The sequence below is a fragment of the Paramagnetospirillum sp. genome (genome assembly GCF_058402745.1).
Map to the genome: position 1 here is coordinate 563,624 of NZ_JBZVFI010000018.1, position 23,250 is coordinate 586,873.

The 23,250-nt window shown below is 60.7% G+C and carries 26 protein-coding genes and 2 tRNA genes; 16 read left to right on the plus strand and 12 right to left on the minus strand.

From position 1 onward, the window contains the following. Positions 1 to 104 precede the first annotated feature (104 nt). Both ACV4UZ_RS18645 and ACV4UZ_RS18650 read right to left on the minus strand, forming a co-directional pair. Complete coding sequence (locus ACV4UZ_RS18645; protein WP_491602280.1) at positions 105 to 1,028, minus strand: FkbM family methyltransferase; 924 nt, start codon at positions 1,026 to 1,028, stop codon at positions 105 to 107. Next, entirely contained in the window at positions 1,012 to 1,845 is an 834-nt protein-coding gene (locus ACV4UZ_RS18650) for a uracil-DNA glycosylase (protein WP_491602281.1), read from the minus strand. Before ACV4UZ_RS18650 ends, ACV4UZ_RS18645 begins: the two co-directional genes overlap by 17 nt. Positions 1,846 to 2,018: 173 nt before the next feature. On the opposite strand from ACV4UZ_RS18650, the gene ACV4UZ_RS18655 reads away from it, so the two are divergent. The 5 genes from ACV4UZ_RS18655 (at position 2,019) to ACV4UZ_RS18675 (ending at position 8,212) form a co-directional block, all read left to right on the plus strand. Next, entirely contained in the window at positions 2,019 to 3,641 is a 1,623-nt protein-coding gene (locus tag ACV4UZ_RS18655) for an electron transfer flavoprotein-ubiquinone oxidoreductase (protein ID WP_491602282.1), read from the plus strand. Between the two features lie 85 nt (positions 3,642 to 3,726). After that, a complete protein-coding gene (locus tag ACV4UZ_RS18660) occupies positions 3,727 to 5,406 on the plus strand; it encodes a tetratricopeptide repeat protein (RefSeq protein WP_491602283.1) in 1,680 nt (559 codons plus the stop codon). A gap of 14 nt (positions 5,407 to 5,420) precedes the next feature. Then, positions 5,421 to 6,281, plus strand: coding sequence for a 4-(cytidine 5'-diphospho)-2-C-methyl-D-erythritol kinase (locus ACV4UZ_RS18665; protein WP_491602284.1), 861 nt, complete (start codon positions 5,421 to 5,423; stop codon positions 6,279 to 6,281). Positions 6,282 to 6,321: 40 nt separating this feature from the next. Beyond that, positions 6,322 to 6,396 (plus strand) — tRNA-Gln (locus tag ACV4UZ_RS18670). A gap of 100 nt (positions 6,397 to 6,496) precedes the next feature. Further along, positions 6,497 to 8,212, plus strand: a complete 1,716-nt coding sequence (locus ACV4UZ_RS18675; protein WP_491602285.1) for a DUF6538 domain-containing protein — start codon at positions 6,497 to 6,499, stop codon at positions 8,210 to 8,212. A 17-nt stretch (positions 8,213 to 8,229) separates the two neighbouring features. Here the strand turns inward: ACV4UZ_RS18675 and ACV4UZ_RS18680 are convergent, their stop codons facing one another. The 4 genes from ACV4UZ_RS18680 to ACV4UZ_RS18695 all read right to left on the minus strand — a co-directional run bounded on the left by ACV4UZ_RS18680 (position 8,230) and on the right by ACV4UZ_RS18695 (position 10,712). Next, positions 8,230 to 8,505, minus strand: a complete 276-nt coding sequence (locus ACV4UZ_RS18680; RefSeq protein ID WP_491602286.1) for a hypothetical protein — start codon at positions 8,503 to 8,505, stop codon at positions 8,230 to 8,232. A gap of 87 nt (positions 8,506 to 8,592) precedes the next feature. Beyond that, entirely contained in the window at positions 8,593 to 9,042 is a 450-nt protein-coding gene (locus ACV4UZ_RS18685; RefSeq protein ID WP_491602287.1) for a helix-turn-helix domain-containing protein, read from the minus strand. A 157-nt stretch (positions 9,043 to 9,199) separates the two neighbouring features. Continuing rightward, entirely contained in the window at positions 9,200 to 10,030 is an 831-nt protein-coding gene (locus ACV4UZ_RS18690; RefSeq protein WP_491602288.1) for a MobA/MobL family protein, read from the minus strand. Positions 10,031 to 10,298: 268 nt separating this feature from the next. Continuing rightward, the gene (locus ACV4UZ_RS18695; protein ID WP_491602289.1) at positions 10,299 to 10,712 is read right to left on the minus strand and encodes a hypothetical protein; all 414 of its coding nucleotides are present in this window, start codon (positions 10,710 to 10,712) and stop codon (positions 10,299 to 10,301) included. A gap of 207 nt (positions 10,713 to 10,919) precedes the next feature. On the opposite strand from ACV4UZ_RS18695, the gene ACV4UZ_RS18700 reads away from it, so the two are divergent. The 7 genes from ACV4UZ_RS18700 to ACV4UZ_RS18730 all read left to right on the plus strand — a co-directional run bounded on the left by ACV4UZ_RS18700 (position 10,920) and on the right by ACV4UZ_RS18730 (position 16,531). Next, complete coding sequence (locus ACV4UZ_RS18700; protein ID WP_491602290.1) at positions 10,920 to 11,270, plus strand: hypothetical protein; 351 nt, start codon at positions 10,920 to 10,922, stop codon at positions 11,268 to 11,270. Between the two features lie 638 nt (positions 11,271 to 11,908). Further along, positions 11,909 to 12,238, plus strand: coding sequence for a TniQ family protein (locus tag ACV4UZ_RS18705; RefSeq protein ID WP_491602291.1), 330 nt, complete (start codon positions 11,909 to 11,911; stop codon positions 12,236 to 12,238). A 1,202-nt stretch (positions 12,239 to 13,440) separates the two neighbouring features. Further along, entirely contained in the window at positions 13,441 to 14,550 is a 1,110-nt protein-coding gene (locus tag ACV4UZ_RS18710; RefSeq protein ID WP_491602292.1) for a hypothetical protein, read from the plus strand. A gap of 55 nt (positions 14,551 to 14,605) precedes the next feature. Further along, on the plus strand, positions 14,606 to 15,268 hold the full coding sequence (locus tag ACV4UZ_RS18715; RefSeq protein ID WP_491602293.1) for a GIY-YIG nuclease family protein: 663 nt from the start codon (positions 14,606 to 14,608) through the stop codon (positions 15,266 to 15,268). Between the two features lie 238 nt (positions 15,269 to 15,506). Next, positions 15,507 to 15,800, plus strand: a complete 294-nt coding sequence (locus tag ACV4UZ_RS18720) for a type II toxin-antitoxin system RelE/ParE family toxin (RefSeq protein WP_491602294.1) — start codon at positions 15,507 to 15,509, stop codon at positions 15,798 to 15,800. Positions 15,801 to 15,802: 2 nt separating this feature from the next. Next, positions 15,803 to 16,096 carry an addiction module antidote protein gene (locus tag ACV4UZ_RS18725; protein ID WP_491602295.1) on the plus strand — a complete coding sequence of 98 codons (294 nt, stop codon included), beginning with the start codon at positions 15,803 to 15,805 and terminating at the stop codon, positions 16,094 to 16,096. Between the two features lie 3 nt (positions 16,097 to 16,099). Continuing rightward, positions 16,100 to 16,531: a type II toxin-antitoxin system HicB family antitoxin gene (locus ACV4UZ_RS18730; RefSeq protein ID WP_491602296.1), complete on the plus strand. Its 432-nt coding sequence runs from the start codon at positions 16,100 to 16,102 to the stop codon at positions 16,529 to 16,531. Here ACV4UZ_RS18730 and dcd read toward each other — a convergent pair whose 3' ends face one another. The 5 genes from dcd to ACV4UZ_RS18755 all read right to left on the minus strand — a co-directional run bounded on the left by dcd (position 16,532) and on the right by ACV4UZ_RS18755 (position 21,126). After that, a complete protein-coding gene (gene dcd, locus ACV4UZ_RS18735) occupies positions 16,532 to 17,944 on the minus strand; it encodes a dCTP deaminase (protein WP_491602297.1) in 1,413 nt (470 codons plus the stop codon). Beyond that, entirely contained in the window at positions 17,944 to 18,459 is a 516-nt protein-coding gene (locus ACV4UZ_RS18740; RefSeq protein WP_491602298.1) for a GNAT family N-acetyltransferase, read from the minus strand. Before ACV4UZ_RS18740 ends, dcd begins: the two co-directional genes overlap by 1 nt. Before the next feature lie 151 nt (positions 18,460 to 18,610). After that, positions 18,611 to 19,671 (minus strand): IS630 family transposase gene (locus tag ACV4UZ_RS18745; RefSeq protein WP_491602299.1). Its coding sequence is split into 2 segments (ribosomal slippage): positions 18,611 to 19,179 and positions 19,179 to 19,671, totalling 1,062 coding nucleotides; the frame shifts between segments, so codons are not numbered across the junction. 255 nt (positions 19,672 to 19,926) lie between these two features. Beyond that, positions 19,927 to 20,928, minus strand: coding sequence for a tyrosine-type recombinase/integrase (locus tag ACV4UZ_RS18750; RefSeq protein WP_491602300.1), 1,002 nt, complete (start codon positions 20,926 to 20,928; stop codon positions 19,927 to 19,929). A gap of 121 nt (positions 20,929 to 21,049) precedes the next feature. Then, positions 21,050 to 21,126 (minus strand) — tRNA-Arg (locus tag ACV4UZ_RS18755). A 232-nt stretch (positions 21,127 to 21,358) separates the two neighbouring features. On the opposite strand from ACV4UZ_RS18755, the gene trxA reads away from it, so the two are divergent. Together trxA and ACV4UZ_RS18765 are read left to right on the plus strand one after the other, a co-directional pair. Beyond that, on the plus strand, positions 21,359 to 21,673 hold the full coding sequence (trxA, locus tag ACV4UZ_RS18760; RefSeq protein ID WP_068429439.1) for a thioredoxin TrxA: 315 nt from the start codon (positions 21,359 to 21,361) through the stop codon (positions 21,671 to 21,673). A 77-nt stretch (positions 21,674 to 21,750) separates the two neighbouring features. Continuing rightward, positions 21,751 to 21,981 (plus strand): hypothetical protein, encoded by a 231-nt coding sequence (locus ACV4UZ_RS18765; RefSeq protein ID WP_491602301.1) that lies wholly within the window; start codon positions 21,751 to 21,753, stop codon positions 21,979 to 21,981. A 5-nt stretch (positions 21,982 to 21,986) separates the two neighbouring features. Here ACV4UZ_RS18765 and ACV4UZ_RS18770 read toward each other — a convergent pair whose 3' ends face one another. Beyond that, the gene (locus ACV4UZ_RS18770; protein WP_491602302.1) at positions 21,987 to 22,196 is read right to left on the minus strand and encodes a dodecin; all 210 of its coding nucleotides are present in this window, start codon (positions 22,194 to 22,196) and stop codon (positions 21,987 to 21,989) included. Positions 22,197 to 22,363: 167 nt separating this feature from the next. Here ACV4UZ_RS18770 and ACV4UZ_RS18775 point away from each other — a divergent pair, with 167 nt between their 5' ends. Both ACV4UZ_RS18775 and ACV4UZ_RS18780 read left to right on the plus strand, forming a co-directional pair. Further along, on the plus strand, positions 22,364 to 22,864 hold the full coding sequence (locus ACV4UZ_RS18775; protein ID WP_491602303.1) for a ferritin-like domain-containing protein: 501 nt from the start codon (positions 22,364 to 22,366) through the stop codon (positions 22,862 to 22,864). A gap of 174 nt (positions 22,865 to 23,038) precedes the next feature. Continuing rightward, positions 23,039 to 23,242, plus strand: a complete 204-nt coding sequence (locus ACV4UZ_RS18780; RefSeq protein WP_491602304.1) for a rubredoxin — start codon at positions 23,039 to 23,041, stop codon at positions 23,240 to 23,242. The last annotated feature ends 8 nt before the right edge of the window (positions 23,243 to 23,250 follow it).

The window sequence follows — 23,250 nt, forward strand, 5'->3', positions numbered from 1 at the left end:
ATCCATCAATTGCCGGGCCGTGCTCACTCGGCCCACCGGCGTTATATAGGGCGGTATGGGAAGCGTGCAACTTCGGAAAATCATGGCGACAAGGCGACATGATGTCAGTGTCTCGGAATTTCGGCTGGACGCTGGCCCGTCATCAACTGAAGGAGGCGCCGTCCATAGGACGAGCCGGTTTGCCGCTCGTGTTCCAGGAGGAGACGGACGGTCAGATCGAACGAGCCATAGCAATCGTGAGTGATGGCGGCCAGCTTCAGCAACTGAAGAGGCGACATGCTGGACATTTTGCTGATATCCCGGAAATAGACGGCATCCGCCCAGATCACCTGATTGCCGCTGGCATAGACGTCATCGTTGAACATCAGCGGGCGGAACATGCGTCCGGCGAGTGGATGGAATTTATGCAAGGCAAATCCATTCGCGCGCATGAAACGGTCTATATCCGGGAACAGGGGCTGGTTCACATACATCGGCAGAAATTCGACTTCCGTCTGGATCGCCACGGCGCCGGCAAGCCGGTTGGTGGCGTTCGACAGCGCCATCAACTCCCCACCCTGGATATCGATCTTGATGTAATCGACGCCCTCGGTTTCAGGAACGTCGTCAAGGCGGACCGTGCTCACCTGTTCCTTGCGGATCACAGATCCCCAATCGGCAAACAAGTGGAACATTTCAAGGATTTCGAGGTTTGGCTCCAAAAGGGATGTCATGCCCGGTGCCTGACAGATGTGCAGTGTGTGTTCGCGACCATCTGCGACGGCATGAGGCAAATAGACGTCGTCCTTCCCCTTCATCGCCAGCAACTTTTCCAATGCCTGAGGGTTTGGTTCGAAACCGACAAGCCGTGCGTGGTTGGAGTTCAGCAGCGTCTTGTAAGGAGGATCTCCATCAATGGGATTGGCGCCGATGTCGACGACAAGAATCTTCTCGTTGATGCGAAGAGTTCTGAACAGAGGTGGGGCGGCAACCATAGCAAGCTCATAACCAGTTGGATGGACGATTAAGACCTCAATGCCGGGCGGCATCCATCCGGCGCTTGACCATCAGCAGGTCGCGCCAGGCGTCGCGCTTGGCTTCCGGCGTGCGCAGCAGGTAGGCCGGATGGAAGGTGGCCAGCGCCGGAACGGGGCGGGGCAGGCCGGGCGAGTTGAACTCGAACCAGCGGCCGCGCAGGCGGTTGATGCCGTCGGCCTTGGCCAGCACCGCCGAGGCCGAGGCGCCGCCCAGCAGGATCAGCACCTGGGGGTCCACCAGCTCGATGTGGCGGGTGAGGAAGGGCAGGCACACCGCCACCTCGTCGGGGGTAGGCTTGCGGTTGGCCGGCGGGCGCCAGGGCACCACGTTGGTGATGTAGCAGGTGGTGCGGTCCAGGCCGATGGAGGCCAGCATGCGGTCGAGCAGCTTGCCGCTGGCGCCGACGAAGGGCAGGCCGCGCCGGTCCTCTTCCTGGCCCGGCGCCTCGCCGATGCACATCACGGCGGCCTCGGGATTGCCGTCGCCGAACACGGTGGAACTGGCCGCCTGCTTGAGCGGCAGCCCCTCGAATCCCTCCATGGCATGGCGCAGCGCCTGCAGGTCGCGGCATTCGGCGGCCAGATGGGCGGCGGTGCCGGGCAGGGCCGGGGCGGAGGACGGGCCGGCGGGACGGGGCCGGGCGGATTCCGCCTGGGGCTGGGGGGATTGCCGCGGCTGCGGCTCGGGCGCGGCGGCGCGGCTTTCCGCCGCCCGGCGGGTGGCGGCGTAGCGGTCCACCGGCGTCTCGCCCATGGTCTCGTCCACGCCGGCCTCCAGGTACCAGCGCAGGATGTCGTAAGGGTGGAGATCGGCGGAAAATGTGGTCATGGCGGCGATTTTAGCAGCCCCGGCGCAACGCGGGGAAATATTTGAGACACATTCTTTCCTTAAATACCCCCATAAGGAATCGAATCGATCCCACTCGCTGTGCTATAGAGGCCTCAAGTCCGTGTCGAGCGTCGACCGGTGGAACGGGTGGCGCAAGGGGAGTTGTGAGCGTTATGGAACGTGAATCCATGGAATTCGACGTCGTGGTGGTGGGCGGCGGGCCTTCGGGCCTGAGTGCGGCCATCCGGCTGAAGCAGATCAATGCCGACCTCAACGTCTGCGTGCTGGAAAAGGGCTCCGAGATCGGCGCCCACATCCTGTCGGGCGCGGTGATCGAGACCCGCGCGCTGGCCGAGCTGTTCCCGGACTGGAAGGAGCGCGACGCCCCGCTGCTGACCCCGGCCACCGACGACCGCTTCATGTTCCTGACGGAGTCCAAGGCCATCCGCCTGATGACGCCGCCGCAGATGAACAATCACGGCAATTACATCGTGTCCTTGGGCAACTTCACCCGCTGGCTGGGCCAGCAGGCCGAGGCGCTGGGCGTGGAGATCTTCGCCGGCTTCGCCGCCGCCGAGGTCCTTTACAACGAGGACGGCTCGGTCAAGGGCGTCGCCACCGGCGACATGGGAATCGGCAAGGACGGCCAGCCCACCCACAACCATACGCCCGGCGTGGAGCTGTGGGCGCGCCAGACCATCTTCGCCGAGGGCTGCCGCGGCTCGCTGACCAAGACGCTGTTCGACAAGTTCGACCTGCGCAAGGAGTGCGAGGACCAGACCTACGGCATCGGCATCAAGGAGCTGTGGGAGATCGACCCGGCCAAGCACAAGGCCGGCACCATCCTCCACACCGTGGGCTGGCCGCTGGATACCCAGACCTATGGCGGCTCGTTCCTCTATCACCTGGAGAACAACCAGGTGGCGGTGGGCTTCGTGGTGGGACTGGACTACGCCAACCCGCACCTGTCGCCCTTCGACGAGTTCCAGCGCTTCAAGACCCATCCGGCCATCCGTCCCATCTTCGAGGGTGGCCGGCGGGTGTCCTATGGCGCCCGCGCCCTGTCGGAAGGCGGCTTCCAGTCCATCCCCAAGCTCAGTTTCCCCGGCGGCGTGCTGGTGGGCGATACGGCGGGCTTCCTCAACGTGCCGAAGATCAAGGGCACCCACACCGCCATGAAGTCGGCCATGGTGGCCGCCGAGGCAGTGGCCGAAGCCCTGGCCCACGAAGGCTCCTCCCACGAGGTGACGGCCTATCCCGAGCATCTGAAGAAGTCCTGGCTGTGGCAGGAATTGCACGAGGTCCGCAACATCCGTCCCAGCTTCCACTGGGGCCTGTGGGGCGGCATCGCCTATTCGGCGTTGGAAACCTATGTGTTCAAGGGCAAGATGCCCTGGACGCTGCATCACCAGCCCGACCACCTGGCGCTGAAGAAGGCGTCGGAATGCCCGAAGATCAACTATCCCAAGCCCGACGGGGTGGTCAGCTTCGACAAGCTCAGCTCGGTGTTCATCTCGTCCACCAACCACGAGGAAAACCAGCCGGCGCACCTCAAGCTACGTGATCCGGCGGTGCCCATCGCCATCAATCTCGAGCATTACGACGCCCCCGAGCAGCGCTACTGCCCGGCCGGCGTCTACGAGATCGTCCGCAACGACGACGGCTCCAACCCCCGCCTGCAGATCAACGCCCAGAACTGCCTGCACTGCAAGACCTGCGACATCAAGGACCCCACCCAGAACATCAATTGGGTGGTCCCCGAAGGTGGCGGTGGACCGAACTATCCCAACATGTAAGAGTGTCCGGGGCACCCTATGTGATGGGGTGCCCCGGTTTCCTTATTCCAAGGTGTTGGGCGTGAAGCGGTTCGGGATTGTGGTGATGGCGGCGGTGCTCGGGGCCGGTCTGGCGGCCTGTGCCCCGCGGCCCGATGCCTCCGGCAACGGCAAGGCGAGTGTCAGTGGCAACGAGACGGGTCTGGGGGCCTATCTCGCCGGACGCTACGCCCACGCGCGCGGCGACACCCGCGCCGCCGCCGAATATTACAGCGCCGCCGCCAAGCGTGACCCCGACAACATCGACATCCAGCAGCGCAGCTTCGCCCTTCTGCTGGCCGAGGGCCGCCTGGACGAGGCGGGGGCCATCGCCCAGCGTCTGCTGGTCATCGACGACGATTCCCCCCTGCCCATCCTGGTGATGGGGGTGCAGGAGGCGCGGGCCGGGCGTTTCGACCTGGCGGAAAAGCGCTTCGCCTCCCTGCCGGCCAAGGGCATCAACGGCTTTCTCGGCCCGCTGCTCACCGCCTGGAGCCGCGCCGGCCAGGGCCGGTTCGACGACGGCCTCGCCACCCTGGCGCCCCGGGCCGACACCGCCGGCTTCGCCCCCATCTGGGAATATCATGCCGGGCTGATGGGCGACCTGGCCGGGCGTCCCGAAGTGGCCGAGGCCCATTTCAAGGCGGCGCTGCTCAACCAGACCAGCGTGCGCACCGTCGAGGCGGCGGGCACCTGGTACCAGCGGGCCGGGCGCCTCGACGAGGCCAGGGCGCTGTACGAGCGCTACCACGCCGAGCATGGCGACCGCTCCCTGCTGGACGGACGCCGCCAGCTGGCGGCGGGGGCCGATCTGCCCCGGGTGGTGGAAACCGCCGCCGACGGCCTGGCCGAGGCGCTGTTCGACACCGCCTCGCTGGTGCGCCAGGGCAATGCCCAGGAACTGTCGCTGGTGTTCTCGCGCCTCGCCCTCAGCCTGCGGTCGGATTTCCCCCTGGCGCAGCTGCTGCTGGCCGATGCCATGGGCGCCCAGGGCCGGCTGGACGAGGCCAACGCCCTTTATCGCGCCATGAACCGCTCCAGCCAGCCGGGGACCTTCGCCCGGCTCAAGCTGGCGGTCAATCTGGACGAACTGAAGCAGACGGACGCCGCCATCGGCGAGTTGAAGGCCCTGGCGGCCCAGTGGCCCGAATCCTACGAGGCGCTGGTGACGCTGGGCGACATCCTGCGCCGCCACAAGCGCTATGGCGAGGCGGCGGAGGCCTATGGCGATGCCCTGGTCCGGGCCGGCGGAGCCAAGAACCCCCGCAACTGGTCGCTGTTCTACGCCCGCGGCATCGCCTATGAACGGGCCAGGCAATGGTCGAAGGCCGAGCCCGACATGCTCGAGGCGCTGCGCCTCAGTCCCGACCAGCCCGACGTGCTGAACTACCTGGGCTATACCTGGGTGGACCAGGGCATCGACGTGGAGAAGGGCCGCAAGCTGATCGAGCGCGCCGTGGAACTGCGCCCCAATGACGGCGCCATCGTCGATTCGCTGGGCTGGGCACTCTATCGCATGGGCGAGTTCCAGGCGGCGGTGAAGCACCTGGAGCGCGCCGCCGAGCTGAAGCCCGAGGACCCCACCATCAATGAGCATCTGGGCGACGCCCTGTGGCAGGTGGGCCGCGATACCGAGGCCCGCTTCCAATGGCAGCGGGCCATGGACCTCGATCCCGAGCCCGAGCAGATCGAGCCGCTGAAGGCCAAGATATCCACCGGGCGGCTGCCCGGCACTCCGAAGAAATAGACGACAGGACGACCATGACCAGCTTCTCGGTCGAGGCCCCGGCCAAGATCAACCTGACCCTTCACGTGGTCGGCAAGCGCGACGACGGCTATCATCTGCTGGATTCACTGGTGGCTTTCGCCGGGGTGGGCGACACCCTGGATTTCGCCCCCGCCGACACGCTTGGTCTCGAGGTCGCCGGCCCCACCGCCGGCCAGATTCCCGAGGGCGAGAACATCGTCATCAAGGCCGCCCGCCTGCTGGCCGGAGCCGCAGGAATCACCAAGGGCGCCGCCATCACTCTCACCAAGCGCCTGCCGGTGGCCGCCGGCATCGGCGGCGGCTCGGCCGACGCGGCGGCCGCGCTGAAAGGCCTGATGCGGCTGTGGGAGGTCTCGTTGCCGCCGGAGGCTCTGGCCAAGGTCGCGCTGTCCATCGGGGCGGACGTTCCCGTCTGCCTGGCCGGCAAGCCCATGCGCATGATGGGGGTGGGCGAGGTGCTGGAGCCGGCTCCCGCCTTGCCGCCCGCCTGGCTGCTGCTGGTCAATCCCATGGTGCCGCTGCACACGCCGCCGGTGTTCAAGGCCCGCACCGGCCCGTTCTCCGAGGCCGATCCCCTGACCACCAGCCCCGGCGACGCGAAGGAACTGGCCGAGGCTCTGGCGGCGCGCCGCAACGACCTGACGCCGCCGGCCGTCCTCATCGAGCCGGTGGTAGGCGAGGTGCTGGCCGCCATCGCCGCCACCGCCGACTGCCTGTTGCCCCGCATGTCGGGCTCCGGCGCCACCTGCTTCGGCCTCTATGCCGGAGAAGCCCAGGCCCGTGCCGCCGCCGCCCGGGTGGCCGCCGCCCATCCCGCCTGGTGGGTGGCCCCCGCCCCCTTGCTGGGGCGTTGAAAGTCATCGCGGGTCGGGCTATGGTGCCGGCCCGCGCTGGTGGGGCGTCGCCAAGCGGTAAGGCACCGGTTTTTGGTACCGGCATTCCCAGGTTCGAATCCTGGCGCCCCAGCCAACCCTCCCTCACAAGGAAATCCGCGCCTTTCGCCACCCCCGATCCGGGCGTGTGTAGCACCCTTGTGTAGCAGTCCCGTGGAGCAACCACGGAGACCCCTATGCCGGTTGTCCAGCATACCCAGCGCCGAGGCGGCATCTACCACTTGCGCTGCCGCGTTCCCTCTGATTTGGTCCCTGTCATCGGACGGGGCGAAATCCATCGCTCACTGGCGACGGCCTGTCCGAGCGAAGCCAGAAGGCGTGCTTATCGCCTCTATGGCCGCGTTCTGGATATCTTCGAGGGGCTGAGAGGGATGGCGGACACCAAGGAGGAATGGCTCGCGCAACTAGCCGCAATGAATCCCAGCGACCGCGAAGCCGCCATCGGGGATTTGCTTGACCTCGCCGCCGCTGCCGTTCGGGAAATGGAGCAGGAACAGGGAAGACGCGAGAAGGCTGAAAAGGCTGCTCGCGAGTTGGGAAAGCAATGCGGGGTTCTGCTCGGCCAACTGTCTGAGACAGTTTCCGAAGATCGGCTTGCACAAGTTGAGCGATGGCGCGACGCCCTTTCCGACCTGCACCGGCAACGAGACGATCTTCAGCGGCAAAAGGAGGAACTGGAAGGTTCGGCAGTTGTCGGACAGGGCGAACTTATTATCGCCGCTTTAGGTCGTCGCCTTGGCCTGCCCATCCAAAGCGCCAACACGCCAACAGTATCGCAGTTCCTTACCAACACCTACGTGAAGGAACGGCGATTGGCCGATGACAGCCATCGCCACATCGTGAATTTCATCTCCCTATTCGCTCGGATTACAGGCGATAAGCGGCTGGCCGATTACAAGCGGACGGATATCGTCGATTATGTCCGCATTCTGGAAAGATTGAACCGTTCGACAGGGAAATCCCCCGAAGATCGGACCGCCACCATCGAAAGGCTGCTGGAAAAGTCGGAAGGCAAGCCGACGATGAATGCAACCACCATCGGCAAACATATTCAGCACGTCAAAAGTTTCTTCAACACGGCCAGAGTTCATCTCAAATTCACGACTAGCGAAGACATCGACGAGATGTTCGATGAAATCGATTTGAGCGATTTCGTGCCCTCAGCCGAGAAGCGTAAATCGTGGCCTATCGAGAACCTCAACCGTCTGTTCGCCTCACCGATCTGGCAGGGAACCAGCAGCAAGCAGGACGATTTCACCAAGCGGCACAATGCAGGCGACCATATCCACCGCGACGCCTATTGGTGGCTTCCCGTGGCGGCTCTCTGGACCGGCGCTCGACTGGAAGAACTGGCTCAACTGCACCACGAAGATCTTATGACTGACTCCGACGGTGTAAAGTTTATCCACATTCACGACGGAGGGGACCGCCGCGTAAAAACGGCGAACAGCATTCGGGGAGTGCCTGTTCATTCGGCGCTGATCCGCTTCGGCTTTCTCCACCTATTCGACCGCGAAAAGGTGGGGCAGCGCATCTGGCCCGAATTGAAGCCAGCGGGCCGGATGAAGAAACTGGGCGACACATACAGCAGCCATTTCACCGACTATCGGCGGCACTGCGACCTGTATATACGCCTGATGGACTTTCACAGCCTGCGTCGGACCTTTATCACTGCTATGCGGACGAAGGCCAAGATAGATCCTCTGACCGTTGCCGCTCTGGCCGGGCACGATGAAGAACTCCCAATCTTTGAGCGGGCAGCACAGACAGATGGTTATACCGACTACGGTATCGGCGCCCTTGCGGCGCAGTTGGAAGCGCTGGACTACGCCGCGTATGGCCTCGATCTGGGCCTCATAGAAAAGGGCTGCGCCTTACCGGCGCAGCCCTGATTTTGCGAAGCCTCCAATCATTCGCTTCTGCCACACCTGACAGCCATCTCGTGCAGTTGGTCAATGACGCAGTGAGCAAGCCGCAGTCCGGTGTCCAATTGGCCAATCTGATTGACCACCTCGATAGCAAGTTCGGCGGGGTCAGCGGAATTCGCGATTTCCTTGGCAACCTCACGCTGGTGGCCATTTACGAACATCCGCGCAAGGCGCTCCACTTCGTCTTCGATGTCGCGAAATGCCATCCACCCTGACGACAGGCGAATAATTGTTCTGCCGCTATCTTGCTCATCCATTAGCGTTCTCCTCTGGCCAATGCTCGGACCTGATGCCCTCGCCTCCATCAGGAATTGAGGCCATTTGCCTTGCTCTGGTCGGGGCATTCAGGTCTGGTTAAGGCCACCATTGAGGGCCTTGGCGCGGTTGCGCAGCGTCTGGATGAGCAGATCGACAGGGCCGCGCCACGCCACATCGGGAACCAAGGCCCAAGTGGTGTGCCCTTGGAACGGGACGCCTTCCTCGATTATCCCCGCCTGCCGCAACTCCTTCCACGCGGGCGAAACCTGTTGGCGGCGATAGCCGAGCCGCTCGGCGCAATCCTTCTGGCTGACATACAGCGTGTTGCCGGGGTCGGCATCGGCCAACAGCAGCAGGATGAGCCGCAATGCCAGAGGCGACAGGCTGCGGTCGGCGGCAATCTCCGCCAAACGGCCCTGATCGACAGCAAGCCATCGGTCATAGGGATGGGGCCGCCGCTTCTTTCGCTTCGCGAACAACGTCAGTTCCTCGCCGGTGTCGGCGTGTGTCGCGTAGATCCTCTCCAACTGGCCCATTTCTGGCACCGCCTGCCCCCTGCGCCTTCCCATCCTGACCTCCTCCTCGGTGGATACCTCAACCATAGGGCGGGAAATCGTCTGCAAAAGGGGAATGGAGGGTCTTATTTTCCAGATAGGAGGCCTAATAAAATCAAAATGTTATGACCTCCTCTATTTATAACTCTGGACAGGACCGCCCGCGCTGGCGTTCCGCCTGAACATCGTCCTCAATCGCGATGGTGGCGAGCATCATTGCCGCTCGGCAGGCATCGGCGCACAAGGATTGGATCGGGGCGTTCGCCAGTGCGCGACGGGCGTTTTCCGCGCCAAGAAATGTGGCGATACCCCGGCGCATCAGGTGGATTGCGGCTGGTCCAAGGTGGCGCATCGGCTTCAAGGCCGGAACACCAAGCGTTTTAGCCTTGGCGCTGTGGCTGCGGTGGTCGATGGCAGAGGCGAGACCGTGGGCTTGAAGCGTCTGGTTGCACAGAGATGCCCAGTGTTGCCGCCAAGCGCCGATGTGCTCTCGACTGGCGGGCTTCTGGTCGAGTTCGCGTGTCTTGCTGCCGAGTTCCCCCGTCGCCTCGACCTGACGGGTTGTCAAAATCAGGTGGGCGTGATGCTGCCTCTCGTCGCCATCAGGCGGCGGCGGGTGAATGGACCAATCCACCGCGATGCTGTGGCGCTTGTGCAGGAAGGTGGCGAGGGAAACCACGAGGGCGTGCCGACCGGACGGCGGAAGTTCGTGGGGTAGGGCCACCACCACCGTTCGGGCCACGACGCTGTTCCGCTTTCGCTCGGCGGCCTCGGCGGTGTTCCACAGAGCCTCACGATCTCCCTTCCAGCCGACGAGACCACTGGCGACCACAGCCTTATGCCGGTAGTCGAAGACTTCTCCGGTGCGGGCATCGCAGATCCGCTGTCCCGAGCAATACGCCGCCGCTGCGGTTGCCGCCCGGCCAGCACCTCGGCGGATCACCTTCACATCGAAATGAAAGATCGCCACCGGCACCCCCTGCGATGTTCCATCGCTAAGTGTGCGCCTGTTCCTTTTTCGTCAAGGCGGGAATTCACACTTGCCGCTTGTTGTAAGGGGCATAGATCTCATCAAACGGCAGGTGAGGTGTCCTATGGGAACCACGGCGGATGCGGCACTGGCGAAGATTGAGCGGGAGATGCGCCAATTCTCCGCTCGCCTCGAACGCCACCAGATGCGGGAGGTCGCAAAGGGACAGAAGCGGGCGAACCGTCGTCGGCTTGTGGCCGGTGCTGTCCTACTCGCGCTCCTCGACCGACGCGACATTATGCGGACGGTTGCGCTTTCCCTTCTTGATCGCGGGATCGTCGATCCTGTCGAGCGGACGCTGTTCGACCTCGACGGCTGACCGTTCCATCTGAGGCAATGGGGGGGCGGCGTCCGACCAGCGATAATAGGGGTTCCAGCCCCACCCACACAGGCGGAAGATCACCGACCGTGAGAGAAATGCAGGTTCGCGCATCCTGTCGAGAACGCCGTTTCTGTCCGGGCAACGCAGATGGTGGGAGAGAGCGGCACGGAAGCGTTCATCAAGGCAGCGGACGAAGGCTTGTGCGCTGGCGAGGTGCGCCACCGGATTGGCCTCGTGGATGAGGGCACGGGCAAGCGCCATTCGGCAGGCGTATTCGACAAGCCATTTCGTCTTTGGCATTTTTTCCTCCCGGCAGCCTATCCATTCCAGATAGTGCTGCGGGAAGGGGTGTCCATTGCCTGATTTCATACTAATCAGTCAAAGGATCATTCTTCAAATTAACGCGGCAAATTCAACGTTTCAGTATCTCAAAAATTTGACTATCATTGGATTAATCAAAAAATTCATAGTCGCATTTATGGTAAATATGAGGCAAGGGAGGAAAATTTGAATAGATGGAATATACCGAGTTGGCTTGAAGAGCATGTTAAAGACCGTGATAAAAAATGTGTCTATTGTGGATCTGACTTTTCATCAGCCATAATAAATCGCGGGCATAAACCATCGTGGGAGCATATTATAAATGACGCAAAAATAATAACAGTTGATAATATTGCAATATGTTGCACTTCTTGCAATGCTAGTAAGGGGGCAAAAGATTTAATTGAATGGCTTAATTCGACTTATTGCAAGAAAAAGGGGATAGGCTATCATTCAGTTGCGGATGTAGTTAAGAGCGCTGTGGACGCGGCAACAAATAAAAGCAAAAAGGAGATCAGTAATCACACCAAAGATTAATTATTGGATCTCTTTATATAATTGCGTAGAATGGAGCCATTGACGGGACTGTGTAGCAGCCTTGTGTAGCAACGCAGACTCGGCATCGGGGCGGTAGTGCTGCTTCCTTGTGAGTTTCCGCTGTTTGGCGTGGTGCTGGCTTCGAATCCTGGCGCCCCAGCCAACTCCTTCTTCTTCAATGATTTCAAAGTGTTACTGTCGGTTTCGGCTTTAGGCCGGATTTCGTGCCTTTTGTCCGGACGGCAGCGACTATAAGGCGGACGGATTGGCTCCCCGTTGCGCTCGTAGAAAGATGACATAAAACGATATTTCCGAAGAAGCGGTCTTTGACGGGCTCTCCGTTGAAGTGGTCGATCGCCTTTCCTCTCCGCGCGGCAACTTTCCAATCGGTCCGGCTTATAAGCATCAAGCTGCGGGGGGCTTTCTGAGATATTTCTCGGCGGCCCTCATCAAGTTGAAATGTATTCTCACCAAATTAAGATCGGTACATATGTAACGCTATATGAATTTAATCGGTGCTACCGTCAAGTAATTCTCAATATAATCCATGTTCAATTTATAGACGCTGACGTAAGTACTGCAAAAATATCCAGATTTGATATAGTGGTCAGTCTCCGCCTTGGCAGGAGGCTGGGCCGATGCGTGACGATGATCGCTGGCCGGGGCATCCCAGGCTGTTGCCCGATGAGTCCTTTTCTTCATGGTTTGCGCGCACGGCGGCCGCCAATGGGCTGAGGCCCGGCGAGCTCTCCCGCTGGGGCACCCTATGCAGCACCCATAAGAGCCGCCAACGTCGCCATGGCCACCCCCTGCAGGACGGTGTCACCAAGGCGGAACTTGCCCCCTACCGCGCCATCATCCGCCAGCGCAAGGCCAACACAACCCCAACAGCCCCTTGTGGCCCAGCATCGAGGCGCGTTGGAACGCCTTGGCGGATCGCTGCCGGGGCGTTCCCCGGCGTGGTGTAATTTTGGTGTGGCGGGGGGCAAATTCTGGCCCCGATAAGGCCCCCAAGCCCACCCCAAGACGCCCCCATATTGGGCGGCATCTCATTGAATTTCATGGAGAAAAATTGGCGTCCCGGAAGGGATTCGAACCCCTGACCTACGGTTTAGGAATGCGTCATTTCTCCTGGCATTCCATTGAAAATCAATCACATAGATAGCATCACGCGCACTATCAGAGACACTGGCGAACGTCCCAAGTGTCCCCGAATTGTCCCAAAATACCGGCCTGTTTATGAATGTGCGGCAAAGTTCAGGGCATGGTAATTTATCGAATAGCTTTAATGTTACGTAACGAAAATAGTTATCTGCATCGTTATGCACCAGAATGCGCGGCGTGATCGGATATATTTAGCAACACATCAAGATCACTACATGAATTTATGTTACGTAACGGAAATTAATTCCTATATTTCTATTGACTTATAACTACTAAGTACGTAAGGCTAGCGAAAATTACCGCACACATGTTGGTGCAACATGCTCAAGCCTTTCATGGACATAGAAGAACTCTCGGAATGGATCGGCAAGACACCCGCAACCATTCGGGTCGATCTTGGTCGGCGCCCGGAAACCCTCCCGCCGGCGATCAAGGTCCCTGGCACGAGAGGATGGCTATTCAAGCGGGCGACGGTTGAGGAATGGCTGTCGTCATTCGAGCGCCCGCGTAACCAACAGCCCGCACCTGCCGTTCGCAGGCGTGGCCGCCCGCGCAAGCAGGCGTAGTCATGAGCTTGGCTTGTTGCCGGGGGCCGCCGCATCGCTGAACGGCCAGACAGCAAAACGGAAGGGCTCTGACAGGTACCAGCCGTCAGAGCCCTCCCCGGAAACGCTCAGGCCGCCATCCCGGTTAAGTCAGGCGCCTCGATACGATCCTCGCAAATCCGAATCTAGGCGTCCCGCGTACGGAGAACAAGGGCATTCCCTCGTCTCTGAGCGCCCGAACCTTGCCCGGCGGCGGCCTCACCAAGTGAGGTCCCATGCACATTTCCGCGTTCGAAGCCGCCAACGCATACACGACGGCATCAGTGCAGCCCCGATCCCCCCACCCACTAACAGGGGGGATCGGGGATACATCCGCTTGGCGTGACCTTCCTTCCATTTCGATACCAAATCCCTCGGATTGTAGTAGCCGCGCGGCACTTCTCGCGTCCGGGCTCGACACGGTGGTTGAAGCCTTCGACATCCAGATCACGGAGGCGACGTGCGAGATGTTGGAGAGCGTGCGGCTTCGGGCCGAAGCGCTCTCGGAGGATTTGAGCGGCAGGGCCGTGCTCGACCTCGGCGGCATTCAGTTCCAAATGGTCGCGGTTCGGGGCCGAGGGCTTCGGTGGCGGCTGGAAAACGACGACATCACCATCCGCATTCGGCCCGTCAAAATGGACTTCTGCGTGAGTGTCCGTTACTCGGCGGCGGGCCTATGGGAGCACGGCTATGCTGCTCTCCGCGAGCAAGTGGAACAGGTCCTTCAGCACCTCGGAACCAGGCGCCGGGAGGATTGGGAGCGGCTGAGCGAAGTCCACTGCGCCTTTGATTTTTTCACTGAGGAATTCACCTCGGAAATGTGCCCATCCCTGATCGAACAGGTGGTGGCTCATTCCGAGGTGAAGCGTTCCGGCGTCTGTGGCCGCGACCATGAGAAGGACGAGGTCTGGGGAAAGGGAGGTCGATTAGAAACCCTCACCATCGGTAAGGGAGCGCCCCTTGAGATTCAGGTCTACGACAAGGGGCGTGAGATCGACGAAGCGAGCGGCAAGACCTGGATGCTCGATCTCTGGGAAGCCTCGGGCCATTGGGCTCGAAGCGGAGACAGCCGCCAGCAGCATTGTTGGCGGTTGGAGGTGCGCTTTCGATCCGACTTCCTGCGCAATCGGTCCATCCGCACCATGGCCGAGTTCATCGACCATGCCGAGCCGCTGCTGTCCGAGGCTTTGCTGACACGCCGCCTGTGCGAGCCGACCGGCGACAGCAATCGCGGGCGATGGCCCATGCACTGGCTGTGGGCTTCGGCACTGCACAGCGTCGGCGCCGTCCAAATTGCCCTGCCTCTGGGACGGAAGGTGACCGAGGCCCGCGAGATTCTGGCCGAGCGTCTGGTGAAGGCGCTGGCCGGAACGCTCCGTGCAGCCGTGGTCTTACGTCGCGGGGAATGGGACAGGGCCGTCGCGGGCTTTCTGTTGCCCAGGCTGATCGCTGTTGCGGAGCAGGACCCAGCACACGACGACAAAGTTGCCCTCGCACGCGAGAGATACCGCTATGTCGCCGAAGCCCACTGACACATTGCGAGGGGTTCCCCTCGCGCTCTCCCGCTCGCCGCTTGGGCAGAGGGTGATGACCATGCCCTCTGCCCGCGCCCTGCGCGTGATCGCCGCCTTTGAGCAAGCCCGCGCCGATGAATTGGGCGACAAGATCGCCCACGCCGCCGCCCTTCGGGCCGCGCCCGAATTGCGCCCCCACCAAGTCGCCCAGATGCTCAGGGAACACTTGGGCGTGGAGTGGGAAAACCCATCCACCTGGGACGCCTTGGGCCACAAGACGGCAACGCGCTGCTGCTACGCCATGGCCGATCTCGACAGCCGGAAAATCTATCTCGGCGTCACCACAGCCGACAAAATCCGCAAGCGATGGTCGGAACACAAGAGCGGCGCCCGCAACGTCCTGCGAGGACGCTCCAACGGCTCTTCCGGTGCCGAATGGATCGCCTCGGTCTGGGAGGCCGGGGGCACCGTCAGCCTGCTTCTGTTGGAAGAGGCCGAGGTGTTCATCCCCAACGTCAAACGCCACCAGCACACCTTGCGGGCGCTCAACTCATTCGGCGAACCATGCATGTCGCTGGAATACGTCTGGGCCTCGGATTTCAGATTTTTCGAAGTATGCGACAGCCATGACGCAACCTCATCACCCAATTGGCGACAAGATAGCATATTTTGCGGCGACATCAATGTTGTTGTCTATATGTGGGGTGCAGCGGCCCGCGTATGGATGCTGCCGTAGCTTCCCAATGGACGCCGGCACCCGGCGACCATCGGGAGCCGCCGGCACGTAGACGCAGGCTCAAGAGGCTTCGCGGGGAACCGCGCCGCAGGCGTGGGCGGAAGCCTCTTGAACCGGCGGCAACTCCTCACCCTTTCGCGCTCTCCTGGGTGATCTGACCAGATCACCCAGGAGATGCCACCCGGCGAGGGTCGTAAATTATAATTGACACATCGGTCGTGTATTCTATAATTTACACATGATTGAAGTCTGCCAAACCGCCGTCTTTCGCGACTGGTTCGCAGACCTGAAAGACCAGCGCGCACAAAGCCGGATCGCCAGGCGCATTGCCACGGTGCAGACCGGCTTGTTGGGCGATGTAAAATTTTTCGACGGCATCGGCGAACTTCGCATCGACTACGGCCCAGGCTATCGCGTCTATTTCGTCCGCAAGGGCGCTGTGGTGGTCATCCTGCTTTGCGGGGGCGACAAGAGCACCCAGGCGCGCGACATCCGCAAGGCTAAGGCGATGGCTGCCGAGTTGGAGGAATGACCATGGCGCTTGAGACGTTTCCCTTCGATGCTGCCGAGCATCTGACCGAGCCCGAGGACCAGGCCGGCTTGCTGAACGAAGCCCTCGCCAGCGGAGATGCGGCGGCCGTCGCCACTGCCCTTGGGATCATCGCCCGAGCGCGCGGCATGACCGAAGTTGCCCGCGAGGCCGGTGTAACCCGCGTGGCGCTGTACAAGTCCCTCAGTGAGGAAGGCGATCCGCGCCTAACAACCTTGCTCGGGGTGATGCGGGCGCTGGGGGTGAAGCTCTCCGCCGAGATCAAGCCGGCGGCTTGAGCCATGGTTTCCTTCGTCGCCTACATTCGCAAGGAAGAGGGAAGCGACTACGGGGTGGAGTTCCCCGACGTTCCCGGCTGCGTGACCGCCGGACGCACCCTGGACGAGGCCCGCGCCATGGCAGCTGAGGCGCTTGCCGGGCATCTCGCCATCCTAGAGGAGGATGGCGAAGCCGTGCCGGCTCCATCCACCACGGAGGCACTGAAAGACGATCCAAACCGGGGAGACGCGGTGCTGATCCTCATCGACCTTCAGCCCGACTTTCTGAAGCCTGAACGGGTTAACGCGATGATCCCCCGTCACCTGCTGGGGCGCATCGACGCAGCCAGCGGTGGCAATCGTTTACGGTTCTTGGTGGAGGGTGCCGAACAAAAGTCGATGGGTAGATTGGCGAGCCGCCTCGCCAGCTCGTTACTGCTTCTTAGGGTCCGCTAATTATTTCCCGAGTTGTCGCTTCACCACGCGCAGCCCAATCAATAGCGACAATATTGCAATTACAAAAATAAGCATAACATCAATTGACCGTGACTTTGCGTCAAATACAACCGTTGTTATAGCCAAACCGATTGCTGCGCATTGCAGTGCAATGTCTGCGGCTGTAATAGTTGTTTCAATGTATTTCTTTACTAGGCCGGCTCGCGTCTTCTTGTTGTTTTTTGCGTCTAGGAGCTCTCTCTCGCAAAATACGCGCGATCGAATATTCATGTTGGAGCCAACATATTTGCTAGAATTTGTCTTTCCGTATGGCTGCTCGCTATTCCCGGTCATTCTAAAGAAAACTATCTGCGCAATTCTGGTATCTGGGTAAACAGTTATCGGGAATGATGCGTTATTTTTTATTTGTAATGCAATTACATCGTCGTGTCCTGGCTGGATGATATTCTGGCTTAACTCGACAGATATTCCGACCCTAGAGTATGAGCTTCTTCCGGACAGGAGGCCTAGTATATCATTTGGAAGTCTTATCTTTTCATTGCTGCTGGCAAGGATGAATTCGCCAGGAGCAAGGACTATTGGCTCACGTGATGAGCATACCTTCTCGACAAAAACAGATGAAATTAATCGGTCATCACAGTCTGCCAGATCAAGCACCCCCCCCTCCTTCATGAGGGAGGCCTTGTTCTGGTAGTAGTATCGCGCAGAGAGCGTTACATCAATGGTGCAGCCATTAACGTAATTCTTCACGTCACCTTCGTCTATGGCTGGTCCGCTAATATGAAATCCAGTTCCGGATTTAAGGAGGTATGCGATTTCTACGTCGCATAGCGGACCGGTCGCGCCTGATTTCTTATTGAGTGGAGCCCCCCCACTCTTTACCATAATGTCTGATATTTGGAGTATTATGTCATATATATTGTCGCTGCGTATAACGTGATCAAAATTAGAAGAGTGGCTTCTTTCATGTGTGGCGTGCTCAAGTCGCTGATCCTGAGCAAAGTTATTATTGCTAAATCTGTCTTCCAGCCTGGAAAAAAATGTCTCGTCTTTTTCAAAATCCAAGAAAATAGACACAATATTATTTCTATGAGTTCTCTTTATTTTTAATGCTATGTCTGAGTATGCCTGTATCACATAATTCTTTTCACTAGAGACCAGACTATCTATTTGGCTCGGGTAGCCGTACCAATGATCGCCAAACGGCTGCGCCCAATAGCCGGTTGAGAAATTTCTGGATACCTCGCGCAGTTCCGGCTCTGAACGGTAATGGTGGTGCACTCCTTCGGATTCCGACGGGCGAGGGGGTCTGCTTGTATAGGGGACGAACGTGTGGCAATCATAGTGTTGGCAGAAATAGGATACCGAAAAAGATTTTCCGACGCACGAAGGTCCAACGAGGATGTATAGCATTATTGCCTCACAACATCAGCAACGGGGGATGCGTATATAATATCATTTCTATTTTGATATATTTTTGTGCCAATCGGCTTCATGCCGATCGCTGCGTAAAAATCGTGAACCCCCGCCGTCGGCGATGACTCGGGTGTCTGGGCGATAAAGTTAACATTGCGCGTTGCTAATCTCATAAATTTCCTGCAGATACTATAGATGAGCCCGATACCGATACCTTTTCTCCAGAATGGCTTTTCAACGGCAATTCTGTGTAGGTAGAAGAATCCTTGATTTCCATAAATGGCTCTGTAGTCAAAAAACGAAATGGCAATGCCAACTATTTTGTCTTCAAATATGGCAATGGAACTTGTATCCCACTTAAGAGAAAATACCCGATCTTTGTCCGATGATGCTAGCAGGTCATCAATACTCCATAATTGAAATGGAATTGTATTATGAAGCTTCACGATGTCGTCGCCTCGCTCCGCTGCTATTTTTTTTGTCATGGTGTGAAATGAAACTTCTTCAAGCATGTTTGTGGCGCGCCTGGCATTATCCCGATAGATGCTTTTCTATAACTTCCGTCCACCTAATGGGATCATTATGCGAATTCAGGGCGTTGCGTCTATAAGTTTTCGCGGAAAAAATGTGGCCGGCAGTGTGGCTTATACCAACCTGCATTGATTAAAACCCATGGGCCCACTGGCGCCGACCGATGGAGATGATTTTCCATGGCTGGTCGATGAGCTTGTTCCAGGCATGGCAGCACAGAGCGATGATCTGATCGTAGGATTCGAAGACACGGTTGGAGAGCCAGTTCTGGCGGATGAACTGCCAGATGTTCTCAACCGGGTTGAGTTCCGGCGAGCGGGGCGGCAAAGGTAGGATGGTGATGTTGTCCGGCACGGTCAGCTTGTCGGTGGTGTGCCATCCCGCTTGATCGAGCATGAGGACGGCGTGGGCTCCCGGCCTCACCTGGGATGCGATCTCATCCAGGTGCCACTGCATGGCCAGGGTGTCGCAGCGCGGCAGGACCAGGGCGGCACCGACGCCGCGCTCGGGGCAGATGGCGCCGAAGATGTAGGCGGACTGGGTGCGCTGGTCATGGGGAGCCGAGGGGCGTGTTCCCCGCTTGGCCCACCGCCGCGTGATCTTGTTTTTCTGCCCGACCCTGGCCTCGTCCTGCCACCAGACCTCTACGTCGGTTCCGTGAGGCAGCTTGGCCCGGATCGCCGCCAGCTCGGAGGGGAAACTTTTTTAAAATCCTCGACGGCATCGCCGTTCTGGGCATGATGGCGGGGGCGGGCCGACAGCTTGCGGAAGCCCAGGGCCTTCAGCTCCCGCCCCAGCGTCGTCTCATCCAGCGAGATGCCAAAATCCTCGAGAATCCACAGGGCCAAATCCTTGAGCCGCCAGCGGACGACGCCATCCACCGCCGGGATCGGGCCGCGCTCCACTTTGTCCACCAAGGCCTGGCGTTGGGCGGTGTTCAGTTTCGACACCGGACCAGGAGCCTTGCGGTCGATCAGGCCAACCGGGCCGTGCGTGTTGAACCGAACAACCCAATCCCGGACAATTTGCAGGCCAACCCCGCCCAGCTTGGCCGCCGATCTCCTGCTGCCACCGTCGTAGATTGACGCCAGCGCCAGAAGACGACGCGTCTGGTCAGCATCCCTCGACCGACGAGCAAGAGCCCGAAGGACGGGACCATCATAATCGAGGCGAAGGGGGATCGGCGCTGCCACGGCAAATCTCCGGCTGTTTGCCAGAGTGACTCACATTCTGCCCTTCTTGGGAATCCCCTTCGTGAGTCGCGGTCAGCGCAGGCTGGTATTATACCAGATCCCAGTGACCGCAACCGATCACCGGGATCGCCCACAATCGGCGGGCGGGCGCGAGCGCCCTTGCCTCCCGCCGCATAAGCGGCGCGGCCCTTCGGGCCTATCCAAACTGCGATGAGTCGCGGTCAGCGCAGGCTGGTATTATCTTATGAATTGGAGCTACCCCAGCCTCTCAGCCAGATCCTCCGCCCGGAGGTGGGTGTAGCGCTTGAGCATCTGGAGGGTCTTGTGGCCGGTGACGGCGGCGGCCTCCATGGGGTTGAAGCCCTTCTCGAAGAGGCGTGTCGTCGCCTCGTGGCGCAGGTCGTGAAAGCGAAGATCGTCGATCCCCGTCCGTTTGCAGGCCCGCTGGAAGGCATGGACCACCGCCATGGTTCCGATGCTGAACACCTTGCCGGATCGGCCGCCTGGGAGCGCGTTCAGCGCCTTGATGGCTTCAGAGGATAGCGGCACGTCGCGTCGCTCGCCGTTCTTGGTGTCCTGAAGCCGGGCAACCTTCCGTTCAAGGTCGATGTTCCGCCAGTCCAGGGCCAGAAGCTCCCCCTGGCGCATGGCGGTCGCCAGGGCAAGGCGCACCATTGGCCCCAACCAGTGCGGGCCATCGTCGCAGGCTGCCAGAAGCCATGTTTCCTCCGATAGGCCATCACTATCCTTTTCGCGATCAAGGCGGCGATCTCGGGCGCGGGCGGCGGCGGGCATCTTGATCTTCTCGACCGGATTGCCGAGGGCCGAGAGGCCCCATTCCTTGATGGCGGTGTTGAACAGGTGGGAAATCAGCGCCAGGTCATTGCGCACGGTGGTCGAGCTGGCCCCGGACGCAATGCGCCGGTCTCGCCATGCGGCAAGATCTGACCCGCGAAGGTTCGAGAGGGCGAACTTGGCCAGCGGGTCGCGGCGCCAGGCCCGAACGCGGAGGCTTTCCTGCTTGGCGCCCTTTTTGCGGGGCGTGACTTCGCGCTCGTAACGCTCCAGGGCCATGTCGAGAGTGGTGCTGTCGGCCTCGCGCCTGTCCACGAAGGCGCCCCGGTCCATTTCCCCCTCGATCTGACGAGACCATTTCTCCGCATCGGATTTGGTGTCGAAGGTGCGGCTGATGGGCGGATAGCCCTTGCGGCGAACCTTGGCCTGCCACGTTTCGCCCCGCCTTATGATGGTCGCCATGGAAAATACCCGCCTGAACGCTGAAGGCGCTCATTGTCCCGGATTTGTCCCAAATTGGCAATATATCGGCGGCCATCGGGTGCTGCGGCCCCGGGAAAGTGGCGGAAATGCAAGGGAAAATTGGCGTCCCGGAAGGGATTCGAACCCCTGACCTACGGTTTAGGAAACCGTTGCTCTATCCTGCTGAGCTACCGGGACGCGGGCCGTTGGCGGTCGGGCGGGTTATATCATCCTGGCGGGGCGGGGCGGAAGGGTGATTCGGATTGCCTTCTGCGCGTCGTGCAACCCGCCCCAGACCCCAGCCCTGCTTGACGGTGGCGCGGGGGCTTTCTACAGTGATCCCTCCCGTGCGACGGAACATTCCGCGCGGTGACGGGCAGGTGGTCGCGCTTCCCCTGTCCGACGTTGGATTTCGACAAGGAACCTGCCTATGAAAGTTGTGACCGATTCCTCGTTCGAGGCCGAGGTGCTCAAGGCTTCCGGCCCTGTTCTGGTGGACTTCTGGGCCGAGTGGTGCGGTCCATGCCGCCAGATCGCTCCGGCGCTCGAGGAACTCTCCAAGGACAGGGCCGACAAGATCACCGTCGCCAAGATCAACATCGACGAGAATCCGGGCACCCCGGGCAAGTACGGCGTGCGCGGCATTCCCACCCTGATGATCTTCAAGGATGGCCAGGTCGCCGCCACCAAGATCGGCGCCCTGCCCAAGAGCAAGCTCTACGAGTGGGTGGATTCCAGCCTGTAGTCACGGCCGGAATCCTCCTCCGTTCCATTGATCGAGCCCCGCTTCGGCGGGGCTCGTGGTGCTTCCTGGGGTAAGTCATGGCCGTTTTCGACGAACAGAGCCGACGGCGGCTGGTGGATTATCTCCAGCAATCCTTTGACGGCGACAACGCCGCCGACCTGGAGACATTCGCCCGGAATTTTCTCCATAACGGGGCCCTGTGGGATCGGCTGGCCGATCTGTTCCCCACCGCCTCGGCCTCGGCCATGCGCGCCGTCATGACCGAGGCCTTCGCCGAGTGGCGGAAAGGCCGCGAGCGGCCGAACTGAGGGCGTCAGTCCTCGAGCGTGAAGCCCACCTTGAGAACCACCTGCCAGTGGGCCACCTGCCCCTTGTCGATGTGGCCGCGCGTCTCGGTGACCTCGAACCAGCGCAGATTGCGGATGGTCTGTGACGCCTTGGCCACCGCGTTGCGGATGGCGTCCTCGTAGCTCTTGTCCGAACTGCCCGCCAGTTCGACGATCTTGTAGACGTGCTCTCCCATGACGGTTCCCCTTGGTCCTGATGTGGATATGGACTGGATATGGTGGGCGCCCGCCGCCGCCGCCAGACCGGCGGCGGAAATCGGTATTTCAATGCCGAATTAAGCGATTGACGCCGCCATCCGCCACCGATACCCTTGCCCAGGATCTTCCCTGACGAGAGGCGACGATGGGCTATTCCCTGGCAGAATTCCTGGCACATGCCATTGCTTTGGAGACCGAGGCGGCGGAGCGTTATGCCGAGCTGGCCGACATGATGGAGGCCCACAACAATCTGGAGACCGCCGCCGTGTTCCGCGACATGGCGCGTTTTTCCACCCTGCATGGCGACGAGATCCGGCAGCGTTCGCGCGCGCTGGAACTGCCCAAGCTGATGAGCTGGCAGTATCGTTGGAAGACCCCGCCGGAGGTGGGCGATGAGAACGACATCCACTATCTGATGACGCCCTATCACGCGCTGCGCTATGCCCGCGACAACGAGATTCGCGGCATGGAGTACTACAAGGACGCGGCGGCCAACTCCACCGACCCCGAGGTGCGGCGCCTGGGCACCGACTTCGCGGCGGAAGAGGCCGAGCACGTGGTGGCGCTCGACAAGTGGATCGAGAAGACCCCGCGCCCCTCCATCACCTGGAGCGAGGATGCCGACCCCGCCCAATCGGTGGACTGATACGGATTCAGGGGGGCGCTTCGGCTTCCCTGTCCGGTGCCCGAAGTGAGCGCGGCCGGGATGCTGGAAAGGTGCAAATCTTTCCAGCCCCCGGAGTGGCGCGCCCATCCGGTAATCGAACCTTCATGACCAACGGGCCGGCGGCGCGCATACAGTACGGGCCGAGGTTCGTCCATGACCGATTCCAGACCGGCCCCTCCCGCCCGCGACCCAGACGGCAGCCTTGCCCTGTGGGTCTGCACGCGGTGCGGCTGGACCTATGATCCGGCCCGGGGCGATCCCTTCCGTCCCGTCCCTCCGGGGGTGGCGTTCGAGGGGCTGCCGGATGACTGGCGCTGTCCCAATTGCGGCGCCGACCGGGACTACTTCTTTCCCTGAAGGAGCCG

What these genes read in the sequence shown, in the direction of transcription:
- ACV4UZ_RS18730 (WP_491602296.1), top strand. Translation starts at nt 16,100, where the DNA reads ATGGTTTCCTTCGTCGCCTACATTCGCAAGGAAGAGGGAAGCGACTAC.
- dcd (WP_491602297.1), bottom strand. Translation starts at nt 17,944, where the DNA reads ATGCTATACATCCTCGTTGGACCTTCGTGCGTCGGAAAATCTTTTTCG.
- ACV4UZ_RS18660 (WP_491602283.1), top strand. Translation starts at nt 3,727, where the DNA reads ATGGCGGCGGTGCTCGGGGCCGGTCTGGCGGCCTGTGCCCCGCGGCCC.
- ACV4UZ_RS18715 (WP_491602293.1), top strand. Translation starts at nt 14,606, where the DNA reads ATGACCATGCCCTCTGCCCGCGCCCTGCGCGTGATCGCCGCCTTTGAG.
- ACV4UZ_RS18750 (WP_491602300.1), bottom strand. Translation starts at nt 20,928, where the DNA reads ATGGCGACCATCATAAGGCGGGGCGAAACGTGGCAGGCCAAGGTTCGC.
- ACV4UZ_RS18720 (WP_491602294.1), top strand. Translation starts at nt 15,507, where the DNA reads ATGATTGAAGTCTGCCAAACCGCCGTCTTTCGCGACTGGTTCGCAGAC.
- ACV4UZ_RS18675 (WP_491602285.1), top strand. Translation starts at nt 6,497, where the DNA reads ATGCCGGTTGTCCAGCATACCCAGCGCCGAGGCGGCATCTACCACTTG.
- ACV4UZ_RS18650 (WP_491602281.1), bottom strand. Translation starts at nt 1,845, where the DNA reads ATGACCACATTTTCCGCCGATCTCCACCCTTACGACATCCTGCGCTGG.
- ACV4UZ_RS18665 (WP_491602284.1), top strand. Translation starts at nt 5,421, where the DNA reads ATGACCAGCTTCTCGGTCGAGGCCCCGGCCAAGATCAACCTGACCCTT.
- ACV4UZ_RS18775 (WP_491602303.1), top strand. Translation starts at nt 22,364, where the DNA reads ATGGGCTATTCCCTGGCAGAATTCCTGGCACATGCCATTGCTTTGGAG.
- ACV4UZ_RS18770 (WP_491602302.1), bottom strand. Translation starts at nt 22,196, where the DNA reads ATGGGAGAGCACGTCTACAAGATCGTCGAACTGGCGGGCAGTTCGGAC.
- ACV4UZ_RS18680 (WP_491602286.1), bottom strand. Translation starts at nt 8,505, where the DNA reads ATGGATGAGCAAGATAGCGGCAGAACAATTATTCGCCTGTCGTCAGGG.
- ACV4UZ_RS18695 (WP_491602289.1), bottom strand. Translation starts at nt 10,712, where the DNA reads ATGCCAAAGACGAAATGGCTTGTCGAATACGCCTGCCGAATGGCGCTT.
- ACV4UZ_RS18705 (WP_491602291.1), top strand. Translation starts at nt 11,909, where the DNA reads ATGCGTGACGATGATCGCTGGCCGGGGCATCCCAGGCTGTTGCCCGAT.
- ACV4UZ_RS18725 (WP_491602295.1), top strand. Translation starts at nt 15,803, where the DNA reads ATGGCGCTTGAGACGTTTCCCTTCGATGCTGCCGAGCATCTGACCGAG.
- ACV4UZ_RS18740 (WP_491602298.1), bottom strand. Translation starts at nt 18,459, where the DNA reads ATGCTTGAAGAAGTTTCATTTCACACCATGACAAAAAAAATAGCAGCG.
- ACV4UZ_RS18765 (WP_491602301.1), top strand. Translation starts at nt 21,751, where the DNA reads ATGGCCGTTTTCGACGAACAGAGCCGACGGCGGCTGGTGGATTATCTC.
- ACV4UZ_RS18685 (WP_491602287.1), bottom strand. Translation starts at nt 9,042, where the DNA reads ATGGGCCAGTTGGAGAGGATCTACGCGACACACGCCGACACCGGCGAG.
- ACV4UZ_RS18645 (WP_491602280.1), bottom strand. Translation starts at nt 1,028, where the DNA reads ATGCCGCCCGGCATTGAGGTCTTAATCGTCCATCCAACTGGTTATGAG.
- ACV4UZ_RS18780 (WP_491602304.1), top strand. Translation starts at nt 23,039, where the DNA reads ATGACCGATTCCAGACCGGCCCCTCCCGCCCGCGACCCAGACGGCAGC.
- trxA (WP_068429439.1), top strand. Translation starts at nt 21,359, where the DNA reads ATGAAAGTTGTGACCGATTCCTCGTTCGAGGCCGAGGTGCTCAAGGCT.
- ACV4UZ_RS18655 (WP_491602282.1), top strand. Translation starts at nt 2,019, where the DNA reads ATGGAACGTGAATCCATGGAATTCGACGTCGTGGTGGTGGGCGGCGGG.